The 22,581-nt window shown below is 64.8% G+C and carries 20 protein-coding genes; 10 read left to right on the forward strand and 10 right to left on the reverse strand.

Annotation, left to right across the window (positions count from 1 at the left end; genetic code table 11):
• Positions 1-356: 356 nt before the first annotated feature.
• Positions 357-611: a hypothetical protein gene (locus KEG57_RS28450; RefSeq protein WP_272426813.1), complete on the reverse strand. Its 255-nt coding sequence runs from the start codon at positions 609-611 to the stop codon at positions 357-359.
• Between the two features lie 97 nt (positions 612-708).
• Here KEG57_RS28450 and KEG57_RS28455 point away from each other — a divergent pair, with 97 nt between their 5' ends.
• The 7 genes from KEG57_RS28455 to KEG57_RS28485 all read left to right on the forward strand — a co-directional run bounded on the left by KEG57_RS28455 (position 709) and on the right by KEG57_RS28485 (position 6,851).
• Entirely contained in the window at positions 709-1,032 is a 324-nt protein-coding gene (locus KEG57_RS28455) for a hypothetical protein (RefSeq protein ID WP_272426811.1), read from the forward strand.
• Between the two features lie 124 nt (positions 1,033-1,156).
• A complete protein-coding gene (locus KEG57_RS28460) occupies positions 1,157-1,969 on the forward strand; it encodes a restriction endonuclease (protein WP_272458961.1) in 813 nt (270 codons plus the stop codon).
• A 1,128-nt stretch (positions 1,970-3,097) separates the two neighbouring features.
• Entirely contained in the window at positions 3,098-4,066 is a 969-nt protein-coding gene (locus KEG57_RS28465) for a tetratricopeptide repeat protein (protein ID WP_272458962.1), read from the forward strand.
• 309 nt (positions 4,067-4,375) lie between these two features.
• Positions 4,376-4,570, forward strand: a complete 195-nt coding sequence (locus KEG57_RS28470) for a hypothetical protein (RefSeq protein WP_272458963.1) — start codon at positions 4,376-4,378, stop codon at positions 4,568-4,570.
• Between the two features lie 101 nt (positions 4,571-4,671).
• The gene (locus KEG57_RS28475) at positions 4,672-5,013 is read left to right on the forward strand and encodes a hypothetical protein (protein ID WP_272458964.1); all 342 of its coding nucleotides are present in this window, start codon (positions 4,672-4,674) and stop codon (positions 5,011-5,013) included.
• Between the two features lie 138 nt (positions 5,014-5,151).
• Entirely contained in the window at positions 5,152-5,652 is a 501-nt protein-coding gene (locus KEG57_RS28480) for a site-specific integrase (RefSeq protein ID WP_272458965.1), read from the forward strand.
• Between the two features lie 314 nt (positions 5,653-5,966).
• Complete coding sequence (locus KEG57_RS28485; protein WP_272458966.1) at positions 5,967-6,851, forward strand: formylglycine-generating enzyme family protein; 885 nt, start codon at positions 5,967-5,969, stop codon at positions 6,849-6,851.
• On the opposite strand, the gene KEG57_RS28490 is transcribed toward KEG57_RS28485, so the two are convergent.
• Both KEG57_RS28490 and KEG57_RS28495 read right to left on the reverse strand, forming a co-directional pair.
• Entirely contained in the window at positions 6,817-8,358 is a 1,542-nt protein-coding gene (locus KEG57_RS28490; RefSeq protein WP_272458967.1) for a hypothetical protein, read from the reverse strand. The two genes, KEG57_RS28485 and KEG57_RS28490, sit on opposite strands and share 35 nt — an antisense overlap.
• 9 nt (positions 8,359-8,367) lie before the next feature.
• Positions 8,368-8,775, reverse strand: coding sequence for a hypothetical protein (locus KEG57_RS28495; protein WP_272458968.1), 408 nt, complete (start codon positions 8,773-8,775; stop codon positions 8,368-8,370).
• 314 nt (positions 8,776-9,089) lie between these two features.
• Here KEG57_RS28495 and KEG57_RS28500 point away from each other — a divergent pair, with 314 nt between their 5' ends.
• Genes KEG57_RS28500 through KEG57_RS28510 form a run of 3 tightly spaced genes read left to right on the forward strand, consistent with a single transcriptional unit; the run spans position 9,090 to position 12,479 of the window.
• The gene (locus KEG57_RS28500; RefSeq protein ID WP_272458969.1) at positions 9,090-10,547 is read left to right on the forward strand and encodes a serine/threonine protein kinase; all 1,458 of its coding nucleotides are present in this window, start codon (positions 9,090-9,092) and stop codon (positions 10,545-10,547) included.
• The gene (locus KEG57_RS28505; protein ID WP_272458970.1) at positions 10,525-11,526 is read left to right on the forward strand and encodes a peptidase associated/transthyretin-like domain-containing protein; all 1,002 of its coding nucleotides are present in this window, start codon (positions 10,525-10,527) and stop codon (positions 11,524-11,526) included. The genes KEG57_RS28500 and KEG57_RS28505 overlap by 23 nt, the downstream gene beginning before the upstream one ends.
• The gene (locus KEG57_RS28510) at positions 11,526-12,479 is read left to right on the forward strand and encodes a formylglycine-generating enzyme family protein (protein ID WP_272458971.1); all 954 of its coding nucleotides are present in this window, start codon (positions 11,526-11,528) and stop codon (positions 12,477-12,479) included. Before KEG57_RS28505 ends, KEG57_RS28510 begins: the two co-directional genes overlap by 1 nt.
• A 3-nt stretch (positions 12,480-12,482) precedes the next feature.
• Here the strand turns inward: KEG57_RS28510 and KEG57_RS28515 are convergent, their stop codons facing one another.
• The 7 genes from KEG57_RS28515 to KEG57_RS28545 form a co-directional block, all read right to left on the reverse strand.
• Positions 12,483-12,929 (reverse strand): hypothetical protein, encoded by a 447-nt coding sequence (locus tag KEG57_RS28515; protein WP_272458972.1) that lies wholly within the window; start codon positions 12,927-12,929, stop codon positions 12,483-12,485.
• A gap of 10 nt (positions 12,930-12,939) precedes the next feature.
• Entirely contained in the window at positions 12,940-13,329 is a 390-nt protein-coding gene (locus KEG57_RS28520; protein WP_272426801.1) for a DUF4150 domain-containing protein, read from the reverse strand.
• A 10-nt stretch (positions 13,330-13,339) separates the two neighbouring features.
• Positions 13,340-13,990 carry a DUF3540 domain-containing protein gene (locus tag KEG57_RS28525; RefSeq protein ID WP_272426800.1) on the reverse strand — a complete coding sequence of 217 codons (651 nt, stop codon included), beginning with the start codon at positions 13,988-13,990 and terminating at the stop codon, positions 13,340-13,342.
• Positions 13,991-14,020: 30 nt separating this feature from the next.
• Positions 14,021-15,064: a pentapeptide repeat-containing protein gene (locus KEG57_RS28530; protein ID WP_272458973.1), complete on the reverse strand. Its 1,044-nt coding sequence runs from the start codon at positions 15,062-15,064 to the stop codon at positions 14,021-14,023.
• Positions 15,061-17,748: a DUF2169 family type VI secretion system accessory protein gene (locus KEG57_RS28535; protein ID WP_272426798.1), complete on the reverse strand. Its 2,688-nt coding sequence runs from the start codon at positions 17,746-17,748 to the stop codon at positions 15,061-15,063. The genes KEG57_RS28530 and KEG57_RS28535 overlap by 4 nt, the downstream gene beginning before the upstream one ends.
• 67 nt (positions 17,749-17,815) lie before the next feature.
• A complete protein-coding gene (locus tag KEG57_RS28540) occupies positions 17,816-20,221 on the reverse strand; it encodes a type VI secretion system Vgr family protein (RefSeq protein ID WP_272458974.1) in 2,406 nt (801 codons plus the stop codon).
• A gap of 129 nt (positions 20,222-20,350) precedes the next feature.
• Positions 20,351-22,303 carry a DUF2169 family type VI secretion system accessory protein gene (locus tag KEG57_RS28545; RefSeq protein ID WP_272458975.1) on the reverse strand — a complete coding sequence of 651 codons (1,953 nt, stop codon included), beginning with the start codon at positions 22,301-22,303 and terminating at the stop codon, positions 20,351-20,353.
• Positions 22,304-22,581: the final 278 nt, after the last annotated feature.

Consider the following 22,581-nt stretch of genomic DNA (forward strand, 5'->3'; position numbering starts at 1 on the left):
GGCCATCGTCGCCCACATCGAGGCCCACAACACCGCCGGCAAGGCCTTCGTGTGGACCAAGTCGGCAGATGAGATCCTCGAACGGGTAGCGGTTGCTTGTGAACGTATTTCTAACTCAGGACACTAGCCATGCCGATTCCGTACGACGACGAAGCTGTGCCGGGGCTCATTTGGACACTTACCTCGTCCGGTGCGCAGACTGTGGACCTCATACTCAAGGCCGTATCGGCTGAGCTTGCCCGAGAATCGAACGTTGGTAAGAAGTAAGTGACGCGGAGGCCTCGGCCTGACGGTGGTCGGTTGCGGGAAGGGGCCATCCCAGAGGGGACAGCGACCACTTATCCCTATAAGCCCGGCTACGCCCTGCCACCACCTGTCCCGCGAAGGCCGGCTTCCGGCAAGTTCGGCAGCACCTTGAACACCCCCGGGTGATCCGGATCGTCCACGCGCGCCGTACGGGTCTCCAGCAGGAGATGCAGGTAGCCCTCGGCTCCGCCGGGCGGGGTGACCTCGAACCCGAGCGGCGTCCAGCGGTCGATGTCGCGCTGGGAGGCATACGGGAGGATGGCGACGGTGCAGCCTGGCGCCAGCGTGTCGCAGAGGCGGCGCACGAGGGCGAGGTCGATGTTGCGGCCCTCGTACGCGGGGTCGATGACGAGCTCGCTGATGTAGAGGGCGTCGTTGCCGCCGCCCTCTAGGTATTCGTCATTGGGCAGTCTCGTTCTCGAAGAAGATGTCGTGGAGCGCCTCGGGATCTGCGTTGTCGGCGTCGAGCACGTGGAGGAGGGGTACGTTGAGGTCGAGGGCGCTGCTGATGTGGATGCGGGCGACGCGCGCGTGGCCGATGCGGGCGGGGTTGGGGGCGGCGGCGTCGGGGAAGATGTCGATGGAGAATCAGGTGACGAGGCCGGAGGAGGCGTTGGGCTCGCTGAGGGGGATGTCGGCGGAGACGTGCATGCGCATGGGGCCCTCCCGTGGATCAATGTGGGGAGGCTTGCACAGGTTTGTCGGCGGGGTCAAGTGGTGCGGTGAGAGGGACTCGAACGAGTGTGTGGAGTAGCGTCGGAGGTGGGAGGTTGTTGCTTACGGCGAGAGCCCAAGTTGGCAGACTAGACGCTGTAAGAGTTGTGTGATAGGTGACTCAGACTGGCGCGCCATGATTCCGAAGCAATCCCAGATTGAACTTCCGCTGCTGCAAGTCCTCGCAAGGTTTCCGGGAGGGGAGGCCAAGCCCAGCGACGTCTACCCACTGCTGGAGAAGCGATTCCCAAACTTGACCAAGGAAGACCTTGTCGAGCAGCTGGAGTCAGGGAGTTCTAAGTGGACAAATCGAGTTCAATGGGTCCGGCAGAGCCTGATCACCAAGGGCGAGATGTCGAGTCCGCGTCGTGGAGTATGGGCCATCACGGATCAGGGGCGCGCAAGGCTGGCTGCCAACAATTCTGGCGCAGGCACCGAGCCGGCAAATCCGTTGAATCTTATGGCTCTTCAGGATGAGTATCTCACTCAATTCAAGGACAATCTCCTAGAAAGGCTGATCGCACTTACACCGGAGCAGTTTGAGCATTTTGCAAAGAAGTTATTGGAGGCATACGGTTTCCTCAACATGAAAGTCACCACCGTGTCCCATGATGGCGGAATTGACGGGCATGGCTTGTTAAAGGTTGGTCTTGCCACTATGAACGTCGCGTTCCAATGCAAGCGATGGCAGACCAGTGTGCCCCGCCCAGAGGTCGACAAATTCCGTGGCGCCATTCAGGGGGAGTTCGAGCAGGGACTGTTCTTCACCACGTCCGAATTTACCGAAGGTGCCAAGGGGGCATCTGTAAAGCGCGGTGCTGTGCCCATCATTCTGCTGGATGGCGAGAGCATCGTGGGATTAATGATCGAAAAGCAGTTCGGCGTACGCCGCAAACCCCTGGAGCTCTACTTCGACGAAGTTGACCGCTTGTTCGTGGATCGAGACTGAGGATTACGAGGATGTCCGCGCGAGACGACTTCAGCGAGGCTACAAAGCGGATCCTCGCGGGCCGAGTTGGAAACATCTGCTCAAATCCAGACTGCAGGGCACTGACCACCGCGCCACACACAGATCCTGGTCGTATGGTTAACGTTGGGGTTGCCGCACATATTGCGGCGGCAGCGCAGGGCGGCCCTCGCTTTGATGACACGCAGACGCCGGAGCAGCGCGCATCGCCCGAGAACGGAATCTGGTTGTGTCAGACCTGTGCGAAGATAATCGATAGCGACACCGCGGCGTACTCAGTGGAGTTGCTGCGTCAGTGGAAGAACTGGGCCGAAGAGGCGGCGTCGTCCAGAGTCGGTAAGACTGAACATGGCCGACAGAACGTGCGACCTATTTCGCGCTTCTACGGCATACCCATCGATAGCCTTGGGGATGGTCTAATAGGTCGCGATAAGGATCTCGATTCATTGCACGCCCAGATCCAGGCGTCCGTCAGTCTCAGCGGAGGACGAGTCTTTGTTCATGGTGGGGGGGTATCGGCAAGACCCGCCTTGCGGTTGAGTACGGCTTGCGTTATGCGGACTACTACTCAGGCGGCGTATTCTATTCGATGGTGTTGGAGCGGGGGCCGATTCACGTGTTGGCCGAGTCTGGCCGTAGAGTGTTCCCCGACGAGCCCTTGGAACAAGATGAGGTGGCTGCGGCAGCTTTTTTTCGCTGGCTTGGGACGGAAAGATAGGTCCACGGCTGATTATTCTGGATGATATTTGGGGAGAGGTAGAGGAGGTAGTCGAGCGGTATGCAAAGCCGACAGATCGGCGTGGAAGAATACTCTGGCCTCTGACGCCAGACTTGAACGTGCGTGTACTAATTACCACGCGTCTTCGCCATCTGCCGTTTGCGCTGCCCTTCGAGGTCTGCGCGCTGGACGCCGACGCCGCGATAGCACTTCTCCTCTGTCGAAGCGGCCGCTCGTGGCTCGACACTGACGAGCAGGCGGCCGCTCGAGCATTGGCGGTACGGGACTTGGGAGGACATCCTCTCGCACTGTCTATCGCGGGAGCATATCTGCGTCGCGTGGGGCGGAGTGTGTCAATCTCAATGTACAGGCTAAGGCTCGACGAGCGGGGCTTGACGGAGGCGCTTGAGGACGCAGCCAAGCACGCAGGTGCGTCGATATTCGATCACGACTACTCGATTGCAAGGACGTACGCGTTGAGTATGCAACTACTCTCGCGTGGTGAGGAGCCCGTAGACGAACGCGCACGCATGCTGTTCCCGCTGCTTGCGTGCCTGGCGCCCGGGACTCCAATCGATAGTCTGCTCACCAGACGTGTCGCTCAGGCGCACGGGGACGAGGGAGATGTTGAGGCACTTGCACTTGCAGTGGCAAGACTTGTGGAGTTGTCACTACTCGATCCGGCACGTGGGTCGTTGGATGGAGATGTGGTTATACATCCAATTGTGGCAGATTATGTTCGCTGGTTTGTGGGTGGGGAGCGCTTCCGAACAGGGTTGACGGTGGTCGTTCGAGCGGTGAACCAATTGTTTCCGCCGTCTCCTGAACATTTCTGGCAAATTCTTACTGCGCGTGCCGATTCGAAAACGGAGTTGTTGTCCCCGGCGCGTGAGGCGCACGCCAGGGCAGTGTTTTCGCGAGCCGAACTGCTGGCCACTCAAGGTGAGCGAAGCGCGCTTGGTATTGCGCTGGGCGACTTGTGTTTCGTACGGTGCGAAGTGGACGAGGCCCGCAATTATTATAGGTGCGCGCTTGAGAGCCGCGAGCAATCTGTCGCTGCGCAGGTAGACGAAGATGCGCAGGTAGACGAAGATGCGCAAGTGGAAATGTTGTCGGTCGCACATGGTCGGCTGGGGAATCTGCACCTATTTGCTGGCCAGGTCAGGGATGCGTTACAAGCATATCAGCGTGCTTTGTCCCTAATCGAGGAGCAGCTTGTATCCGACCCCGCGAATGGTCGCTGGCTTGGTCGGATGGTGGTTCATCTCATGTTAGTCGGCGACGCGTCTCGTGCTTGTGGTGATACTTCAGCCGCTATGGATGCATACGGCCGAAGTTTCGATGTCGCGCGCACTTGCTAGATGCGCTTGAGTACAACCATCTTGAGTGGCGGGGCCTCACGTGTATCGGCAGCCGACTGGCGTCTGCTTACCACGAGAGCGGGCGCTTGTTGGATGCTTTACGAAGCCAGCAGGCCACTCTGGAAATTACTCAGATGCTATGCGAGCAGTCTCCGGGTAACGAGCTGCTGCAAGAAGACCTCGGAAGGGAATTTTCAGAAGATCGGTACCATTCAGCATGAATTGGGTAACAACTCTGTAACATTGATGTCGTTCTTGCAGTCGCTTCACATATTCGAACGGTTGTATGCGTTGGACCCGAATAGTCCCATGAGGCAGGCCAACGTTGCGTCATCGTGCTACAACGTGGCGCTATGTCGACTCAAGGAGGAGCCTTCGGTCATGCCTCAAGTGCGCCCGATGCTGGAACGTGCGCAGCGTTTTCTTCGCACATTGGCATCGACCAACCGGCTCGATCGTGAGCGCTTGCAGCTGCTTGAGCAGGTGGACGATATGCTCTCATAGCTCGACGCTGGACGAGCACATTCGGTGCCCACCACCTTTTCGCGCTGTGCTACACTTCACCCCTCGCAGTTCGGCTGGGATGACCGGGAAAGGACCCGATCATGCCAATCCGGAAAGTCAACCGCCGCGGGGAAACCCGGCTGTTCATTGACATCCGCTACAAGACGAAAGACGGACAGCGGGCGAGGTACCGCAAGGATGCCCAAGTCCAGACGCTCCCCGGCGCTCGTGCCGAGGAGAAACGCGTCCTTCTGAACCTCGCCCGCTTCGGCACCCCGTATGCGCCCGAGGACGACGTTCCCGCGCCGCCGGCACCATCCCCCGCCGGCTCCCCTCCCACCCCATCCACCACCCCCGCCCTCCCCACGAAGACCTTCTCCGAAGTCGTCAGCGAATACCGCTCCACCTTCATGCTGACCGACCTCAAGGTCACCACCCGCTGAGGCTACGCGCTCGTCCTCGACCGCCACCTCCTCCCGACCTTCGGCGATCTCCCCATCGTCCAGGTCGACCGCTCCGCGGCCGCCGAGCTCGACCTCGCGCTCTCCAAGCAGGACCGCGCCCGCACCACGCGAAACAACGTGCAGATCGTCCTCCGATCCGTGCTGCGTTTCGCGACGAGCCGCGGCTACCTCGCGGGCTTGCCCCCCGCATTGCCTCGACTCAAACCCGCGGAAAAGAGCATCCTCGAAATCCTTTCCGAAAGGGACATCGACACGATTCTCGCCTCCGCGGTCCCCTCCCAGCGCCTCGCGTTTGCGCTCATGGCGTACGCCGGCCTTCGCCCCAACGAAGTCCGCGCGTTACGTCGGCGCGACGTGCTCCTCCCCGGGACAAACGGCGAAGCGCAAGGCGGCTTCCTCAGCGTGCGCGAAGGCCGCTCCTACGGCGAAACGCACACGCCGAAGACGGGGCAACGCGAGATTCCCATGACGGCCCCGCTCGCGCGGCTCCTCGAGCACGTGGAGCGCGGGCCGAAGGATGGGCGTGTCGCGCTCAACCAGCAGGGCAAACCGTGGGGGCAGTACGGACTCACGCAAGCCTTCGAGCGCGGAACCCAGCGTTTCTTGGAGGGGCGGTAGAAGAGAGAGGTGCCTTTGGGGAGGGGCATGGTCGACTTCCACGGCGCGAACATGCGCTGCGATGTTGGCTGTACCACGCGCGTAGAGATCCGAGCGAAAGGTTCTGCGATTCTTCCCATTTGCTGATAAGACGATGGAGAGCCGAGGCGAGGTTCATGGCGACCGACGATGCGAGCAGCGGCGGGGCGTTGCGCCCCTTGATCTACGGGCTTTTGCTGAGCTGCACCGCGTGCGCGCCGGCAGAACGGGCGCGGATTTCGGAGAGCCCACACGCGATGGCATCGGCTTCCGCTTCACCATCCGCTCCCCCGCCCATGGCCGCGACCTCCCCACCGCCCGCGGCTGCTGCGTCGCAACAGGCTCAGCCCCAGATGAAGCCCGAAGACTGCCCCGAGGGAACGGTATTCATCCCCGGCGGCAAGCTGACGCTGACCGTGGAGCCGACCCCGCGGTCCCTCGAGACGTCATCGTTTTGCATCGACAGAACCGAGGTCACGGCCCGCGCCTATCGCGCCTGCGTCGCCGACCCCGCGCGTGCATGCACGCCTGCGGAGGCGACCGAATATCACAAGAACGGCACGATCTATGTGCCGCGCAAGCCGTACTGCAATCCCGGCAGCGCGGAGGAGCTCTTGGAACACCCCGTCACCTGCATGACCTGGCAACAGGCTGAGCATTATTGCAGCTCGCTCGGCAGGCGATTGCCCACGCAGGAAGAGTGGGAGATGGCCGCCCGCGGGCCGGATGGCCGGATGTACCCCTGGGGGACTGAATTGCCCACCCATCGACACGCGAACCTTTGCGGGCCGGAGTGTGCCCAGAGGTTCAGCCGCCGCTTGCCGATCCGATGGTGGCCCGCATTCGATACGTCGGATGGATCGCCTTCCACGGCGCCGGTCGGGGCATTTTCTCTGGATGCGAGCGCGTTCGGCGTGCGTGATCTCTACGGCAACGTTTCGGAGTGGACTGCGACGGTCACGTGTTACAGTGAAGGGAAATGCAACGAGCCATCTTCGGATGGTGAGCGCATCGTCATCATGGGAGAAGGGTGGCGCAGCATCGGTGCGGACCGCGTCCCCTGGTACCCAGTGAACGTGACACGGCCCGAAACGCGAGGTGCGGATCTCGGGTTTCGCTGTGCGTTCGGGCCCGCACCTGGTCCCATCAGAACCCCGGACTCCTCCGCAGCGCGTCCATGAGCATGGCCCCGCAGAAGAGCTGGTGCACCTGCTGCGCGAGGTCTTCCCAGTTCGAGTACGTGTTTGGAAGAATGGGGAGCCACGAATGCTCGGGCAGCACTGCGACCGTGCGGTGCGCCGTGCTCGCGACATAGGCATGGTCCCGGGGCGGAGGTTTGCCTAGAAGCGCTTGATGAACGGGCACGAAGGCTCCTGCACTCGTTCCGTAGATGCGGATCACCTTCTCCTCGTGCTTCTCGCCCACCGAGGCCCAGTTCACGGCGTGCGCTGCGAGGGCAGCGACGCGGTGGCGAGGTATGTCGAAGCAATAGACTTCGCGCAGCGTGTTTCTGTAAAACGGGTGTGCTTTGTTCTCGTCTCGCGCCAGGAAATAGGCGAGCTGTTCGTTTCCCGAGCTGAACGACGCGAGCGCCACGCGGCCAACGTGTTGCACGGGGGGACGGAAAAGCCCAGCCGCACGGAAGCAAAAGGATTGGATCGCCTCGAGCAGCTCCTCCAGGAGAGTCGCATTCACGCAGTCGCCGACTTCACGGCTGTCCTTCAAACGCGCGTCGCCAACGGGTATGACCAGTACCAGTTGCTTCTGCGAGGCTGCGATCTGGTAGAGGAGACCACGTGAGTAGGTCTTCAGCGGATCCTCGCGGTAGTTGAGATAGGAGTACACCGAAATATAAAGGTAGTTCCAGCCGAACGGATAATCCTGGAAAGAATCACCAGCATTGTGCTCCTCGAAATTCTGATTGAGGAGATGCGTCAAGTAGACGAGAAATGGCGTGGGGCCTGCGTCGACGGTGCGCCGCAAGGATCTGGGCCAGCTCACCAGAAATGCCTTGGGCAGCGATCCTTCCTGCTTGCGCTCGAGGATGAAATCGGTCGTTTGCGGTGAATACCGCCCGCGCGTGAAGCTGAGCGGGGGCACCACCAAGGGGGGGTGGGGCTCTCGCCCGGGTGGCGGCGTGACCAGCGTGGTCGTCGTGCCGAGGATCTCGGGCGTGACCAGGCTGAACTCACCATTGGGGAGCGTGGGCGTGGACCAGGACGTTGGCTCTCCCGGTGGTAACCACCTGCCGTCGGCGTTCTTAACCCATTTGTCAGCGTTCGCCTTGAGTGCCTCGAAAGCTTCCTGCGTCCTGTCCCGGAAGATGGACAGATGAAACAGGATCACCGTGACGGTATGCATCCCCCAGGTCCGCTCCGGGCCCGCTGGGCCTTCCATGACGAACGTCCCCTCGACGAAGAAGAATGCGGGCGACGCCCCGGCTGGGATGAGCGCGCCGTTCGAATCGGCCTTGAATGCCCCCTCGGCGGCCCAGTACTGAGGCGCCGCCGGCGTCCCGCGAATGATGATCGAATCGAGCTGGCTGGCCGATGGAACGGCAAAGGACCACTTCATCCCGTCCGCTTGGGCCGGCGAAAAGGTCTTGCCGCCATCGATGGAAAATTCGAACCGACAACCGCCGACGATGTTTCCCTTTCGATCGGCGGCCATGAGAACGATGACATCCATGCTGGGATCTCACTCCTCGTCCGGCGGAAGGACCGTGATCGCCCGGGCAACGGAGCCCGCGTCTTCGTTGATGAACGCCGCGCAGAGCGCATCGATCCTCATTCGCAGACGCGGCGCGTGCCGTGCATGCTCGGTACCGATGCTGATCTCGTGGTCGACCGTCGGGGGGAAGCGCGTGAAATCGATCCGCCGCCGGCCGTCGACTTGCATGCCCTCGGGACCGACGTCGAGAGCGCCGGCCACCTCGCCGGACGAATCACGCACCCGGATCTCGACGACATCGCGTTCGCTCGGCAGAAGCGCGGAGTACCAGTGGAAGCGGGGGATCAGGCAGATGACCTGGCCCTTCTGGTTCGGCGCGACGTAAATGGAGCGCTGGTGAGGCGGGGGGCGAGGGTCCGACGGGTCGTTCGGCATGCACGTGCAAGGTACGCCAAATAGGGTCTGGCATACAAGGACTCCTCGCCTGGGCTGGGCCGATGAGCTTCCATATCCGACAGCTCACAGTCGCGCCTTCGGAACCTTGATCCTCCTCGGCCGGGGCGGGCGCACAAAAGCACTTGACATTCGCGAAACCCTTTTGTGTTTCCTGGTCCTCGATACCGCTTCACGCATCCAGCGTCGGACCGGCCGCGGGGCGCGCAGCAGGAAATCAACGGTTGCTAGGACGAGCAGATGGTTTCGGCTATTGTTAGGCTGTCCGCCAGGCGGCGAGCCGTGGCGGAAGGTGCATGAGCGCTCTCACAGAAGGCAGCATCATCGCCGGCCGATACCGGCTCGGTCCCCCGCTCGCGAAGGGCGGCATGGGATCCGTCTTTTTCGCGGAGCATCTCCAGCTCCGCACCGGCGTGGCCGTCAAGCTCATGGCCCCCGCGCTCGCCGCCTCCGCCGACGCACGCGCGCGCTTCGAGCGTGAGGCGCAGGCGTCCGCGGTGATCAAGAGCCCGAACGTCGTGCAGGTGTACGACTACGGCGTGGAAGGCGACTGCCCGTACATCGTGATGGAGCTGCTCGACGGCGAGGACCTCGAGCGCCGGCTCGTCCGCGTCGGGCGTCTCTCGCTCGAAGCCACGTTGGACATCGTGCAACAGGTCTGCAAGGCCCTTCGCCGCGCGCACAAGCTGGGGCTCGTGCACCGCGATCTGAAGCCCGCGAACCTCTTTTTTGCGCGCAACGGCGACGAGGAGCTCGTCAAGATCCTCGACTTCGGGATCGCGAAGGCGAACGGTCCGGTGCTCGCTGGAAACGCCACCAGGACGGGCACGCTGATCGGATCGCCGCAATACATGAGCCCGGAGCAGGTGCGGCGCGGGAAAGAGGTCGATCCCCGCAGCGATCTGTGGTCGCTCGGAGTGATCGCCTACCGCTGCGTGACGGGCCGGCTGCCGTTCTTGGGCGAAGAGATCGGCGATCTCCTCGTCGAGATCTGCACGGACCCGATCCCTGCCCCATCGAGCATCCACGACGCTCTCGGCCCCGACGTGGACTGGTTCTTCGAGCGCGCGCTGACACGCGACGTCAACAAGCGATTCCAGAGCGCGGGCGAGCTCGCCGACGCGTTCGCGGCGGTGGTGAGCGGCAGCGGGCCCATCTCGATGAGCACCTCGTCGCAGAATTACGCGCTCGGCCCGCCGTCGGAGCCGGGCGCCGTAGCCTCGTCGCAGAATCACGCGCTCGGCCCGACGCCGGCGCCGGGCGCAGTAGCCTCGTCGCAGAATCACGCGCTCGGCCCGACGCCGGCGCCGGGCGCAGCAGCCGTCAACGCGCCGGGGTCAGCTTCGGGGGCGGGCGGAACGTTGTCGCCCTCGGGGCTCAGCCTCGCGCAATCGCCGGCGAGCAAGCCGCGCACGATCGCGGTGGCGGTCAGCATCGCTCTCGCGGCCAGCCTCGCCGTCGGGCTGGGCGCGCTCGCGTGGTCGCGCTCCTCGGCCCAGAGCGAGCCTGTTTCCACTCCGGAAAGTGAAGGAGAGCGTCCGGCGTCGTCCGAGCCCAGTCCCGCCGGAACCGCGAGTGTTGCGGCGCCCGCGAGCGTCGCGGCGTCCCCGAGCGATACGGCGTCTGTGAGCGGCACGGCGTCCGCGAGCGGTACGGCGGTGGACGCAAAGGCGCCGCCTGCAAGGCCCGTCAAGGGCGCGGTCCGGCCCAAAAGAGGGACCAAGACAGGTCATGATCCGCTCGACCATCAGTGAAGCCGCGCGCCGCGGGGCACGCTTCCGGCCCGCCGTGGCATGCGTGACCTGGGCGATCGTCTCGGGTGCGGCCACGGCGCACGCCGAGCCCGTGAAATCGGATCCTGCGGCCGCGGAGGCGCTGTTCAAAGCGGGCCGCGATCTCGTCAAGAAGGGAGACTATGCTGCGGGCTGCCCCAAATTCGAGGCCGCGCTCGCGCTGAACCCATCCGCCGGCACGATGCTCAACATCGCCCGATGCCACGAGCATGACGGCAAGCTCGCCACCGCGTGGGAGGACTACCACCGCGCACGGACATTGAATCGCGAGACGGCGGGCGACGCGCGCAAGCGGGAGCTCGACGACATCGCAAACCAGGGGATCAAGGACCTGGAGCCGCGCCTGCCCAGGCTGAAGGTCGTCGTCACCGCGCCTCCTGCCGGAATCGAAGTCTCGCGGGACGGCAAGGATTTGCCGAGCGGCGCGTGGGGTGAGGCGCTCCCCGTCGATCCGGGCAAACACGAGGTCAGCGCGCGGGCCCCGGGCCGCAAGCCTCGCACGTTCGAGGTGACACTCGAAGAAGGCAAGACGAGCACGGTCGAGATCGCGCTCGAGGTCGACACGACGCCGCCGTCCAAGGGCGGTGTCCCCGTCTGGGCGTGGATCGTCGGCGGCGCCGGGCTCGCGCTCGTGGGCGTCAGCGCCTATTTCGTCTACGATGATCTGGCCGCGATCGACGCCCTGCAAAAAAACTGCGACGTGAGCTACAATGGCACGTACTGCGCCTCGGGCTACGACTACCAGGCGGACAACAGGCGCAAGAGCCTCGATTTCGGCCTCGCCCTGGGGCTGGGCAGCGCAGGCGTCCTGGCGCTTGGCGCCGCCATTTATGGGATCGCGACAGCGCCTCGCTCGAAACCGGCCGAGTCGCAGGGCGTCGCGGTGACGCCCTGGGTCGGTCCCGGCGCAGCCGGAGCGTCGATTTTCGGGAGATTCTGATGGCTGCTTCGAAGTGGTCTCTCCTGTGCGCCTTCGCCCTGGCCGTGGGGTCGGCCGGTTGCATCGACGACGTCGTGCCGAGCTCTTCGCTCGCGAGCTGCGCGGATCTGGCGGCCACGTGTGGGCCCAAGAAAGACGAGATATGCTGCGCGAACTCGCTCGTCACGGGGGGGGCGTACGAGCGTCTCGACCTGGAACAGAACAAATCTTATCCGGCCACGGTGAGCGATTTTCGGCTGGATCGCTTCGAGGTGACGGTCGGGCGGTTTCGAAAGTTCTGGATCGAGTATCCTAATAGTATTCCGGCCGCGGGCGAGGGGGCTCATCCGAACATGCAGTACAGCGGGTGGGACGATTCATGGCCGTTACCGCAGGATCAGGTCGAGCTCACCGATACTTTGAAGTGCAACGAATACTACCAGACCTGGACGGACGAGCCCGGCGATGGCGAGCACAAGCCCATCAATTGCGTCAACTGGTATGTCGCGTTCGCCTTTTGCGCCTGGGATGGCGGCAGATTGCCGACCGAGGCCGAGTGGAACTATGCAGCGGCCCGCGGCAGCGAAGAGACGAATTACCCGTGGGGAAACGCCGCGCCGGACGATGGCCATGCGGTGTATTGCCCGAATTACTCGGAGGCGGATCAGGGCTGTCCGACCGCGACGCTCGCCGACATCTCGGACGTCGGCTCCAGGTCCCCTGCGGGCGATGGGAAATGGGGACAAGCCGACCTGGCCGGCAGCATGCGCGAGTGGACCCTGGACTACCACGACGTGTACTTTGAACAGTGCGTCGATTGCGCCAACGTGACGAATATGATCGGGGGCCGCGAGGCGCGCGGCGGCGACTGGAACAACGACGCGGCGAGCCTGAGCTCGTATCAAAGGATCGGCTACGACCCTGCGGAAGCGAAGAGCTGGGTGGGGTTTCGCTGCGCTCGCCGGCCGCGCTGAGTATCAGGGCGCGTTGCACATGATGATGTGCTCGACGGCGTCGATGAGGATCTGCTCCACCCGCGGTGCCTCGATGGCTCGGGCGTCGGCGAAGCGTTCGAGATCGAAGGGCGGCGGGTTGACCTCCAGATAGGCGAGGATCTGGAGCGGATATCCTTTCCAGCGGATCACGCAGAAGCCGACCACGTTGCGGCTCCCCGTGGCCCCCTGGAGGCCGAGGGCGAGCTCGATGCTCGGGGTATCGTGCCCTTGATCGAGGAGGATCGCGGCCTCGTGCCCGGCCCGCCGGAGCTCGGCCGCGAATTCCTCCATCTTCGGCCGGAGCAGATCGTCGCGGAGGGCCGCGAAGCTCCGGAGGAAATCGGCCTCGTCCGGCGTCCGCCCCTCGGCGATGCGCCGCGCATAACGCGCGGTGAGCCGCTCGAGGCGGAGGCGGTTTTGCTCTTTCATGCGGGCGTCGTCAGGGAGCGAGAATCAGCACCTTGGTCTGGCTCGGAGCGACGGTCATGCCCCGGGCATTGGTGCGGTTCTGCATGGTGGGGCTCGTCAATCGCGTCACCGGCGCGCCCTTGATGAGCACCTTGCGGGCTCCCATCGTGTGCCGCGAGGTGCTCATCACCGAGCGCGAGAGCACGCCGCCGGTGATGCCTGGATTGTCCCCGTTGGTCATGGGCACCTTGGTGCGCATGTTATGCGCCGGCGCGCACACGAACAGGACCTTGTAGACCGCCGAGACCGCCATGGGGTTGGCGGCGAAGTTGGGATAGGGGATCGGCGTGGGCCCCGGGGGCGTGAGGCATACGTCGGGCATCGCGAAGGCCATGCCCGCGCGCTGGGTATTGGCAAACATGGGATCCTCCTCAACCGATGTGGACCTGACCGCCGTCGATCTTGGTCAACTCTCCGCTTTTCACGAGGGTGGTTTGCGATTTGATGTTCACCGCGGCCTTGGCCGAGACCTCATAATACCGGGCCCGGACCTGCTCCGATTCGGCGATGAAGCGATAGGCTCGCGCCACGCGCGATACCCAGCGATCGGCCACCGACTCCACCGATCGGGCCACGGTCTTGACGTGATCGATCTTCGCCACCAGCTGATCGCCGAGGTAGCTCATGGCCTCCACGGCCAGGGCCGCTTCCCGGGCGTGGACCCGCACCTTGCCCGAGGCCAGCGTGGTCTCGCCGGGCGTGGCCATGCACATGCCGCTCTGGGCGCGAATCGTCACCTTGCCCGCGGGCGCGCTCATTTCCAGATCGCCCTCGGCCACGAGCCGCGTCGCCCCTGCGCCCTCGCGCTTCAGCACCGCGAGCACGTGGCAGCCCTCGTCGTGGAGGGCGAGAAGCACCAGGTCCCCGAGCTCGGGCTCGACCAGGCAGCTCACCGCCCTCTCGGCCTCGTACTCGCCCGAGCCCACGCGCACCATGAGGCGTTTGCCCAGGATCGCAGTCACCGTGCCCACCTCCTGGGTGGCCAGGGTCTCGGTCCGCTGTCTCGCCAAGTTATCTCGCATCGCTCGTCTCCGTATCTGGAAAGAGGCCTCTCAAGGAGACCAACGCTCTGCTTCGAGTAGCTCCTCGTCGTCGCCCAGGGCGCCGGCCCGGCTCGTGAACACCGCTCCTTCGTCGCGCGTCTGGTGAAAGCGGGCGCGGAAGAGCTTGGCGTGCGATAGATCCGCTTCCTCCACGCCGGCGTGGGAGAAATCGGCATAGCTGAGATCGGCGCCGCGGAGGTTCACGAGCTTGCACGCGGCGCGCAGGAAATTGGCCTGGTAGAGGCAGGCGTCGGCGAAATTCGCGGCCTCGAGGTTGGCCTTTTGAAAGACCGCCTGCCGGGCGTGGATTCCCTTGGCCGAGGCGCCGCCGAGCCGGGCCTCGGCGAACATCGCCCGCTCGGCATTGGCGCCGTCGAGCTTGGCGCCAATGAGCTTGGCGCCCTTGAAGTTGGTCTGCACGAGCTCTGCTCCGCGCAGATCGCAACCGCTGAGATCGGCCTCGTCGAGCATGGTGAAGGACAGGGCCATCCCCGAGAGATTCTGCCCTCGGAGCTTGGCTCCGCTGAGCACCGAGAGATGTATCCTGGCCCCGCGCAGGCTGGCGCTCGAGAGGTCGGCCGCCATCAGGCAGCAGCGCTCGAGCTCGGCCTCGTCGAGGACGATCTTTTCGAGCTCGGTCTCGACGAGCACGAATCGATCGAGCTTGGCCTTGCGGAAGCTGGTCTCGGCGGCGCGGCCCTTGATCACATCGACAATGGTCAGGTCCGCGCCTTCGAAGGAGACCCGGGACAGGTCACACTCGATGATTTTCGCGTCCACGAGATCGCTGCCTTTGAAGGCCGCGCCCTGCATATCGCATTCGTGGAAGGAGGTATGACGGGCCTTGGCCCCGCTGAGCTCGGCGCCGCCGAAGTCGCAGGCGTTGAAGATCGATTCGCTGATCTTCGCGGCCATGAGCTTCGCCCCCCGGAAGCTCACGCCCTCGAAGACCACACCGCCGAGATCGAGGCCGGAGAGATCGAGGCCGGCGAGATCGGCGTCTTCGATGATCTCGCCCTCGTCGATCAAGGAGAGGAGCTCGTCGCGCGTCATCCTTCGTGCCTCGTGAACGCCACCTGCTTCACCAGCGCCCCGGCGAAGCTCGTGCGATCATCGCCGATGGTGTGGAGGAGGCTGGCGCCGAAGAGGTTGGCTTTCTCGAAGATCGCGCCCGGCACTTTGGCCTTGTCGAGGACGGCCTCCATGAGGTTGGCCCCGCGGAGATCGGCCTCGCTGAGATCGGCGCGGGCAAAGCGCGCTTCCCGAGCGCCGAGGGATGCGAGGCGCGCGCCGCGGAGCACGGCCTCGCTGAAGTCCGCGCCCTCGGCCCGGGCTCCCTCGAAATTGGCGCCCTCGAGGTTCACCCCGCTGAGGTTGGCCTCTTCGAGATCAGCGGCCGAGAAATCCGCGCCCGGCAGCGCCGAATCTGCAATCACGGTCAAGCCTCGGGCCTGAGCCTCCCGGAAGGAGGCCTTCTCGCCGCTGAAATCGAGGAAGCTGGTCTCCACGAGCGTCGCGCCGTCGAAATTCGCGCCCGCCCCCTTGCATTGCACGAAGGTCGCCTCGCCGAGCTGCGCCCCGGTGAAGCGCGCCTCGGTGAGATCGAGCTGATAGAACTGCACCTCGCGTGCGTCGGCGTCGGTGAAGTCGGCGCCAAACACCAGCGTCTCGAAGAACTCGGCGCCGGTGAGATCGGCCCCGGCGAGCTGGGCCCCATCGAGGCGCGTCTTGTAGAGGACCGCATCGTGGAGATTGGCGCCGGCGAAGCGCACGCCCGAGGCCTCGGCGAGGCCCAAGTTGGCGCCCACGAGCTGGGTGTCCTCGAAGCGCGCGCCCTTCAAAATGGCGCGGACCAGGACCGCGCCCGAGAGATCCGCCGAGCTCAGATCGCAATCCGAGAGATCCGCTCCCTCGAGCAACGCCTCGCGGAGATCGGCCTCCGCGAGCCGTAAACCGTGCAGATCCGCGCCGGTGAGATCACGTCTGGCGAGTGACTCGCCCGCGCCGACCGCCGCCTCGACCTCGGCGCGCAATTTTGCCTTTTCGGCGTCCGAAAGAGCCTCGGCAGGAGGCAACAGGTGCGCATGGGCGCGATAGGCCTCGAGCGAGGAGGCCTCCATTTCTCGGAGGTCGGCGACGAATCTCGGATCCGCGATCTTGGCTTCGAGATCCGGTATCGGAGCGCCGGCTTTGCGGGATGCTGCGGCGAGATCGCGCATCTGGGCGATCTCGGCGTCCGCGCGGAACTTCGGCGGTCCTCCGCCCTCACGCTGCGACTTTTCACGGAGCGCGTCGAAATCGATCCCCTGCGCGGAGCAGTTTCTGCGCGCCTTCTCCTCCGCGTCCCTGGACCGGGCATCCATGTCTTTTTCCAGCATGTCCGCTTCGGCGTCGAGACCCTGGATGTAGTCGGCCAGATCGTCGCCCTGCGGCATCGGCGCTGCCGCGACAGGGCGGTTCGGGAGCGCCTCCTCGGGATCGATACCGGCTGCGCGGAGATCCTCCCGCGCCCGCGCGAGATCGCGCTCGGCCCGGGCGCTGGCGCGTTTTTCGAGGAGCTCGTCGTCGTCGAGGAGGTCGTCCATGTCGCCGCTGAGCTCCTCGTCGAACAGGGGCGCGTTCGGCGGCAGCTCCGGGAGCAGATCTCGCTCCCGGAGGGCCTCGACGAGCCCCTTCTCTTCATCGAGGCGCTTGATGAGCACCTCGCGGTAATGCGTGGCGGGCTTGGGCGCATCGGCCCTTTCCAGGCCAGCGAGGAGCACCGCCAGGTCGCCGGCGTCGTCCTCAGCGACCTTGATCACGCCTCGGAAGATGGCGACGCCGCGCTCCAGATTGGGGAAGAGGAGCACGGTTTCGAGGCGGGTGGCCACCTCGCGCAAAACTTCCTCGGCGGCCACGCCCTCCGCCGTCTCCGCGTTCGACACGAAGACGCGGGCGCGAAGGAGGGGCACATGGCTTTCGAGGCGCGATCGTTTGGGGTGGAGGTTTTCGAGAGCGATTGCCTCCCCGCCCTGGAAGTACTCTGCGATGCGTTGATCCGCGGGCGCGACCTGGAAGGCCTCGGGATCGATATCCCGGGCAAAGCCGGGGAAATCCTTCTCGAGCCACTCGGAGCCATAGGTGCCGAGTTTGGCGCGGCGCTCCTCGAGTGTGGGATCGAGGGCCCCGAAGGAAGCCGGCGGCGGTCGGTCCCGCGGCGAGGTGATCATGTGCCGGGGATCTTCGAGGTGCGGGAGATAATGCACCGAGCGGCCCTCCTCCTCGACCGTCGAGAGGCCCATTCCCCGGGGGTTCTGCGGGTACGAAGGACCGCCGAAGGCGTTTTCCCAGGCGATGATCATCTCGGTGATCGGCTCCGGATCCGAGGGCACCCCGTTCTTCCAGACGCGTTTGCCGACGGCATAGATGGTCTTGTCGAGGGTCGGTTTTTCCGCCGGCCCGAGCTTCAGGCGGGCGGCGAAGGCCGGGCTCGCCTTGGCGCCGGGGGCAAAGGCGGTGCCGTACACGAGGACTTCGCCCCGCGGTTTGGGCATCCCCTCGTCGAGGATCGGCTCTGCCCCGGCGGCGCCCTTGCCGAGCTCGGGCGTGACCCTCTGCCACATCGCATCTTCGGGCAGGGGCACCTCCGGCGCTTCGAGGGGGAAGAAGACGCAAATGCCGACGCTCAAATGGTGTTCGCCGCGGAGGGTGAACACCCGCTGGAAGACGGAGAGACGTTGGGGTTTGACGACGCGCATGGAGGGGTCCGAGGCAGAGAAACGGTTTTGGGGGTCGATCTCGAAGCGACGAGGAGCTCGACGCCGGCTACAGGACGACGAATCGCCCGGTGCGCCACATCTCCTGCCCCGCCTGCTTCAGCTCTCTGTCGAGCCTCGAAATTCGGGTCCTGAGCCTCTCCTGATTGACCTTGTTTTTGACCTCGACCGCGACACCATCGTAAATCTCGAGCGTTTGCCCGGTGATCTTGTACATGGAGTTGCCCTTCAACGTCTCCCGGACATTGCCAATCGTGTCGAGGTTGACGAGCCCTCGCTGGCTTTCGTCGAGCTTTCCGATGTGCGTCACCTGGGCGTTCCCGTTATGGGTAATCTTCTCGCTTCCGATGTGCGTATCGGTCAGATCACCGAAGTGGAGCGACACCGTATCTCCCTGGTGCTTCTCCTTGAGCTTCCCCACGTGGGTCACGTCTTCGTCGCCGCGATGGATCTCGGTCACGCTCCCATTCTGCGTCGACGTGGTATTGCCGATGTGGAGCTCGGTCTTGTTGCCTTTGAGGGTCTCCTTCTTGTTGCCCTTGATGGTCTCGTTCTTGGGCCCGACATAGAACTCGCTCACCTTCCCCCAGGTGAACGCGAGCTTGCCGCCCAGGAGCTGCTCGGTCTTGAGCCCGACGAGGAGCTCCTGCTTCCAGAGGCCGCCGAACTCCATCACGGCGGCGAGCTTGAAATCCTGGGTGGAGCCCACGGTGAACGTGGTTTTGTTGCCGAGGACCTTCTCCGTCTGGTGCTTCCACTCGTTGGTTTCATCGCCCTCGGCCTTGATGTCGAGGTTCCCCTTTGCCGTGATGCTGATGTCGCCGGTGACGTTGACCGTCCAGTTTTCGCCCACGGTGTTGTCGTAGTTCTTGCCGATGGAGATGAGGCCGTTGTCGTCGGTCTTGGCGATGAACTCGTGCCCGTCGTTGGGTGAGCCCATGCGGATGTAGCTGTTCGAATAGGGCGTGGAGAGCGTGACCCGCTGCGAGCCCGCCAGATCCTCGAGCTCCAGGCGGTTTCTGCCGCCGGTCTGGATGATGTTCTTGGTGTGGTTGCCGCTGCTCACCGGGCTCGGGGTGAGCACGTTGGGGACCACGCCAGAGATCACCGGGCGATCGGGATCGCCGCCGAGGAAGCTCAAGACCACCTCGGTGCCCTTGCGAAGGGGAAAATGAAATCCCTCGATGCTCCCGCCGTGGGGCTGCATCATTCGCACATAGGTGGATCCGGAGCCGCTCGGGGAGTCGTTCTCGTCGAAGTTGAACTTCACGAGGTAGCGCCCGTACTCGTCGATCTGGGCGTATTCGCTCTCCCCGCCGCCGTCGACGACGCCGTTCTCGAAACCGTAGATCCGCGGCCAGGACGTCCGGGATTCGGGCCGGAACTGGGTGCTGGCCGGGATGGCCGCCACCTCGACGAAATAGGTGTCGTCGTGCTCGAGGCCGATGAGCTCCTTGATGCGCACATCCCCGGCGGCCTGGTTGCCCTGGTGATGGACCTCGATGGCCAGATACTTGGTGTTGAAGCGGGCGCGGGGGTGCTCCTCGAGATCGAAGGTGTAGCCGGCGCGGAGGTGCATCCGCGTGCCCGTGGCCCGGGCGATCGATTTCCGGGTGAGGTACTCTTCGGATCGAATCTTGGCCAGGCGGGCCCCGGTGTCGGGAGAGAAGAAGCGCTCGCCATAGAGGCTGACCTTCCCGGCCCCCTTGGCCGAGACCGCCGCAGACCCCGAGAGATCGAGCTTCGGCCGCGCATAATCGTAGTCGCGGAGCTTGACCTCGGCGGGCATGGATCCGTGATTCAGGGAGAAGGAGCGGAACGAGGCGCCGGCGCTACGATCCGCCCCGGTCTGGGGGGAATAACGGACCGGCTTGCCCAGGCCCTCGGCGGGGTAGGACTTGTCATCACAGAAGACGACCTTCTCGCCCTCCTCGCCGTGCTCGAAGAAATAAAAAATACCCTCGCGCTCCAGCCAGCGGGAGACGAAATCGAAATCGCTCTCGCGGTATTGACCGATGTGCTCCTCCACCTCGTAGCTCTGGGTGAGGCGGAATTCGTAGCGGCCGGCGAGGCCGTTGTCGTCGAGGATCGCCCGGATGGCGTCGGGCGCGCTCTTTTGGGTGAAGATCCGGCTGTGCCGCGAGAGAGCGAGGCGTGAGAAGCGGGGCACGAGCACGACGCGCACCAAGGCCCGGCCACCATACTCGTGCACCAGATCGACGTCGCCGAGCACACCGGCGAGCACGAAGGGCGGGATGTCGTCGCTCTCGCGATCGATCACCAGGCTGGCCGGGTCGCCCACAGCTTCGGCGAAATCGATGTCGCCGTCGTCGCTGTGAAATTGCAGGTAGACCTCAAATCGATAGGGACGCGAAACGGCTTCGGTGCCACGGAAGCCGACGACACGCGACGGGCGGGGAAGTCCGCTCGACGAAAAGGTGATGAGGTCGCGCATGGGTGTACCTTTCTCATCGCGGCGCCGAGGGCCCCGGCGCTTCGGGCGTGGAGTATAGCGATCCGGCTTCCGAGAAAAAAGACGTGATTGTGCGCCGAGCAGCCGGAGCTCGACCTTCGAGACGCCGCTTCACGCGGACCGGACCCGGGCAATCTCTTCTTTGACCTGCGCGGCGAGCACCGGATCGACGATCCGCTTTTCCCACCGCCGTTTCACGCGTATCCACACGGTGCGCCGGATCCGGAGCGCATCGAGCGACGCGGAAAGGTTGCCGCGCTCGTCGGCGACGACGAGGGTCGCGTAGGTTTTTACGTCGACCGGGCCACGGATGGCCTCCCACGCAGCGAGGTACGCCGCGTCGAAGCGATCGCGCAGCGCCATCACCCCGCGCTTGACTTCCTGATCCACAGCGTCGTTCCAGCGTTGCTCCGTGGCGCGCCAGGTCTCGTCCGTGAGCCCGTGCTTGGCGAGGATCTCGGTGCGCGACGCAGGACGCTCGGCGAGCTCCGCCGCGATCGCGGCACAGCGCTCGAGGTCGATCCGGTCGTGGGGTGAAGGTGAGGTCGCTGGTGCAGGGGCCGCGGGCGGCGCCGGTGCGGCAGGGAGCTCTGCCCCGAGCGAGATGATGGGTGCCATCACGGCCGGAGGCGTCGGCGTGGCCGGAGGTGCGGGTGCGACGAAAGGTTCCGGCTCGGGCGGGACCCTCGGCGCGACCTCTTCGGACTCCGGGACGAGCATCATCGTACCGGCGTCGAAGGCGGGCGCCACGATGCGCGGCGCGTTCTGACCGGACCAGGGAGCGCCCGCGATCGGCGCAGCGGGCGCTGCGCGCGGCACGCCCTGCGTGCCCGGATCCGCGAAGGGGAGCGGCGGCGCCGTGACGACGCCGTCATCGGGCTGCAGCACGAATGTTGATGCCACGGCGCCAGTCTGCGCCGCGGGCGCGTCGTGACGCGAAGCATGCGAAAATGGCAGGATCGGCCGCGTCGCCGACGCTCCTTCGTCGTCCGCGAGCACCACGGTTTCCGCGCCCTTGCCGATGACCACCGTCACGGCGTCGTCGCCACCGACGGCGGGCGAGGTCACGGGTGATGCGGGAGCCGCGGCCTGCTCCATCCTTCGCGGATCGGGCCACACGAGCGTCTCCCCCGCGACCTCGATGCCGGCGACGATGCGCGCGGCCGCGAGCGCCGCCTCGCCCGCGACGGGGAAGCTGCGCCGGCACACGAGCGTGCATCGCTGCTCGTCACCGTCGATGCGGAGCGTGTCGGCCACGAGATCGAGCGGATGTCCCTCGGGGACGCCGAACGGGGAGAGACCAAAAATCCTCATGACGCCGCGCGCCCCCGGCAAGCGCGTGGCGACGTGCGGCCGCGTGGGCGAGAGCCCTTCGAGCACGATCCACTCATCGCCGCGCAGGAACATCGTGCGCTGATCCGGGGGCGCCGCCTGGAAATACGACCAGTCGAAGCCATCGGGGATCTCCGCGATCGCGCCCTCCAGCGCCTTGCGCGGCGTGGCTCCGAGGAGCCGCTTGCGCGCAGGCCAGGCACGCGCGATCGGGCCGAAACCGGCAGGGCGAAGCGGTGCGCCCGGATCGGTGATGCTTGCCTCGCCTTCGCCCTGCGTGATCCCGAGCGGATTTTCTTCCCCCAGCGCGCCGCTCCACGCGCGCTCGTAGACGACGGGCATGCGCTGAAAGCCCGCCTTTTCATGGGCCACGAGCCGCTTGTCGAAGAGGGGCCTCGTGCCGTCGAAGACCGCGAGGCGCAATGGCAAAGGATGCGCGGCGCGCTCCGGGGGCGCATAGGCGTGGCCCGTGAAGAGCACATCGGTGCGGCCCAGATACGGCGCCACGTCCGTGGTGAAACGGACGCTGCGGCCCGGATTGTTGCCGTGATGGACCTCGGCCCGCAGGATCGGCTGCGGCTCGGCGCGCTGCATATCCGCGTCGGGCACGAAGGCGAACGTGGCCTTGACGATGACGGTAAGGTGGAGCTGCCCTGCAACGCGCCACGCAATGGCAGCGGCGGCCGACGCCGGCAGGGCGATCACATCGGCGACAGGCGCGCTCTCACGCACGGCTGGAAGACCTATCACGGCGGCCTCCACCCTACAAGGGTTCTTTTCGGACGACGGCATTGAACGATTCTGCCGGCGCACGATCGGAGGTGGCCACGGCGATGTGTCGGGCAGCCCCTCACGACGAGGAGAGCGCCAGCCGAAAAATCGATAGCTATCAGATGTATTCGGGAAAGCATCCGCCGGACTGGCGTCGCTCTGCCCGGTCAGAGCTTCGGATACAGAGTCAGGGGTGGAGGAAGCAACAACGGAAAACGTGGGATTGTGTTGAGGGCCTC

This window comes from Polyangium jinanense, from assembly GCF_028435365.1.

Bases quoted from the DNA above. Each gene is read 5' to 3' on its own strand.
- KEG57_RS28460 (WP_272458961.1), top strand. From the start codon at position 1,157: ATGATTCCGAAGCAATCCCAGATTGAACTTCCGCTGCTGCAAGTCCTC.
- KEG57_RS28470 (WP_272458963.1), top strand. From the start codon at position 4,376: ATGAGGCAGGCCAACGTTGCGTCATCGTGCTACAACGTGGCGCTATGT.
- KEG57_RS28475 (WP_272458964.1), top strand. From the start codon at position 4,672: ATGCCAATCCGGAAAGTCAACCGCCGCGGGGAAACCCGGCTGTTCATT.
- KEG57_RS28485 (WP_272458966.1), top strand. From the start codon at position 5,967: ATGGCCGCGACCTCCCCACCGCCCGCGGCTGCTGCGTCGCAACAGGCT.
- KEG57_RS28490 (WP_272458967.1), bottom strand. From the start codon at position 8,358: ATGGATGTCATCGTTCTCATGGCCGCCGATCGAAAGGGAAACATCGTC.
- KEG57_RS28495 (WP_272458968.1), bottom strand. From the start codon at position 8,775: ATGCCGAACGACCCGTCGGACCCTCGCCCCCCGCCTCACCAGCGCTCC.
- KEG57_RS28500 (WP_272458969.1), top strand. From the start codon at position 9,090: ATGAGCGCTCTCACAGAAGGCAGCATCATCGCCGGCCGATACCGGCTC.
- KEG57_RS28505 (WP_272458970.1), top strand. From the start codon at position 10,525: ATGATCCGCTCGACCATCAGTGAAGCCGCGCGCCGCGGGGCACGCTTC.
- KEG57_RS28510 (WP_272458971.1), top strand. From the start codon at position 11,526: ATGGCTGCTTCGAAGTGGTCTCTCCTGTGCGCCTTCGCCCTGGCCGTG.
- KEG57_RS28515 (WP_272458972.1), bottom strand. From the start codon at position 12,929: ATGAAAGAGCAAAACCGCCTCCGCCTCGAGCGGCTCACCGCGCGTTAT.
- KEG57_RS28520 (WP_272426801.1), bottom strand. From the start codon at position 13,329: ATGTTTGCCAATACCCAGCGCGCGGGCATGGCCTTCGCGATGCCCGAC.
- KEG57_RS28525 (WP_272426800.1), bottom strand. From the start codon at position 13,990: ATGCGAGATAACTTGGCGAGACAGCGGACCGAGACCCTGGCCACCCAG.
- KEG57_RS28530 (WP_272458973.1), bottom strand. From the start codon at position 15,064: ATGACGCGCGACGAGCTCCTCTCCTTGATCGACGAGGGCGAGATCATC.
- KEG57_RS28535 (WP_272426798.1), bottom strand. From the start codon at position 17,748: ATGCGCGTCGTCAAACCCCAACGTCTCTCCGTCTTCCAGCGGGTGTTC.
- KEG57_RS28540 (WP_272458974.1), bottom strand. From the start codon at position 20,221: ATGCGCGACCTCATCACCTTTTCGTCGAGCGGACTTCCCCGCCCGTCG.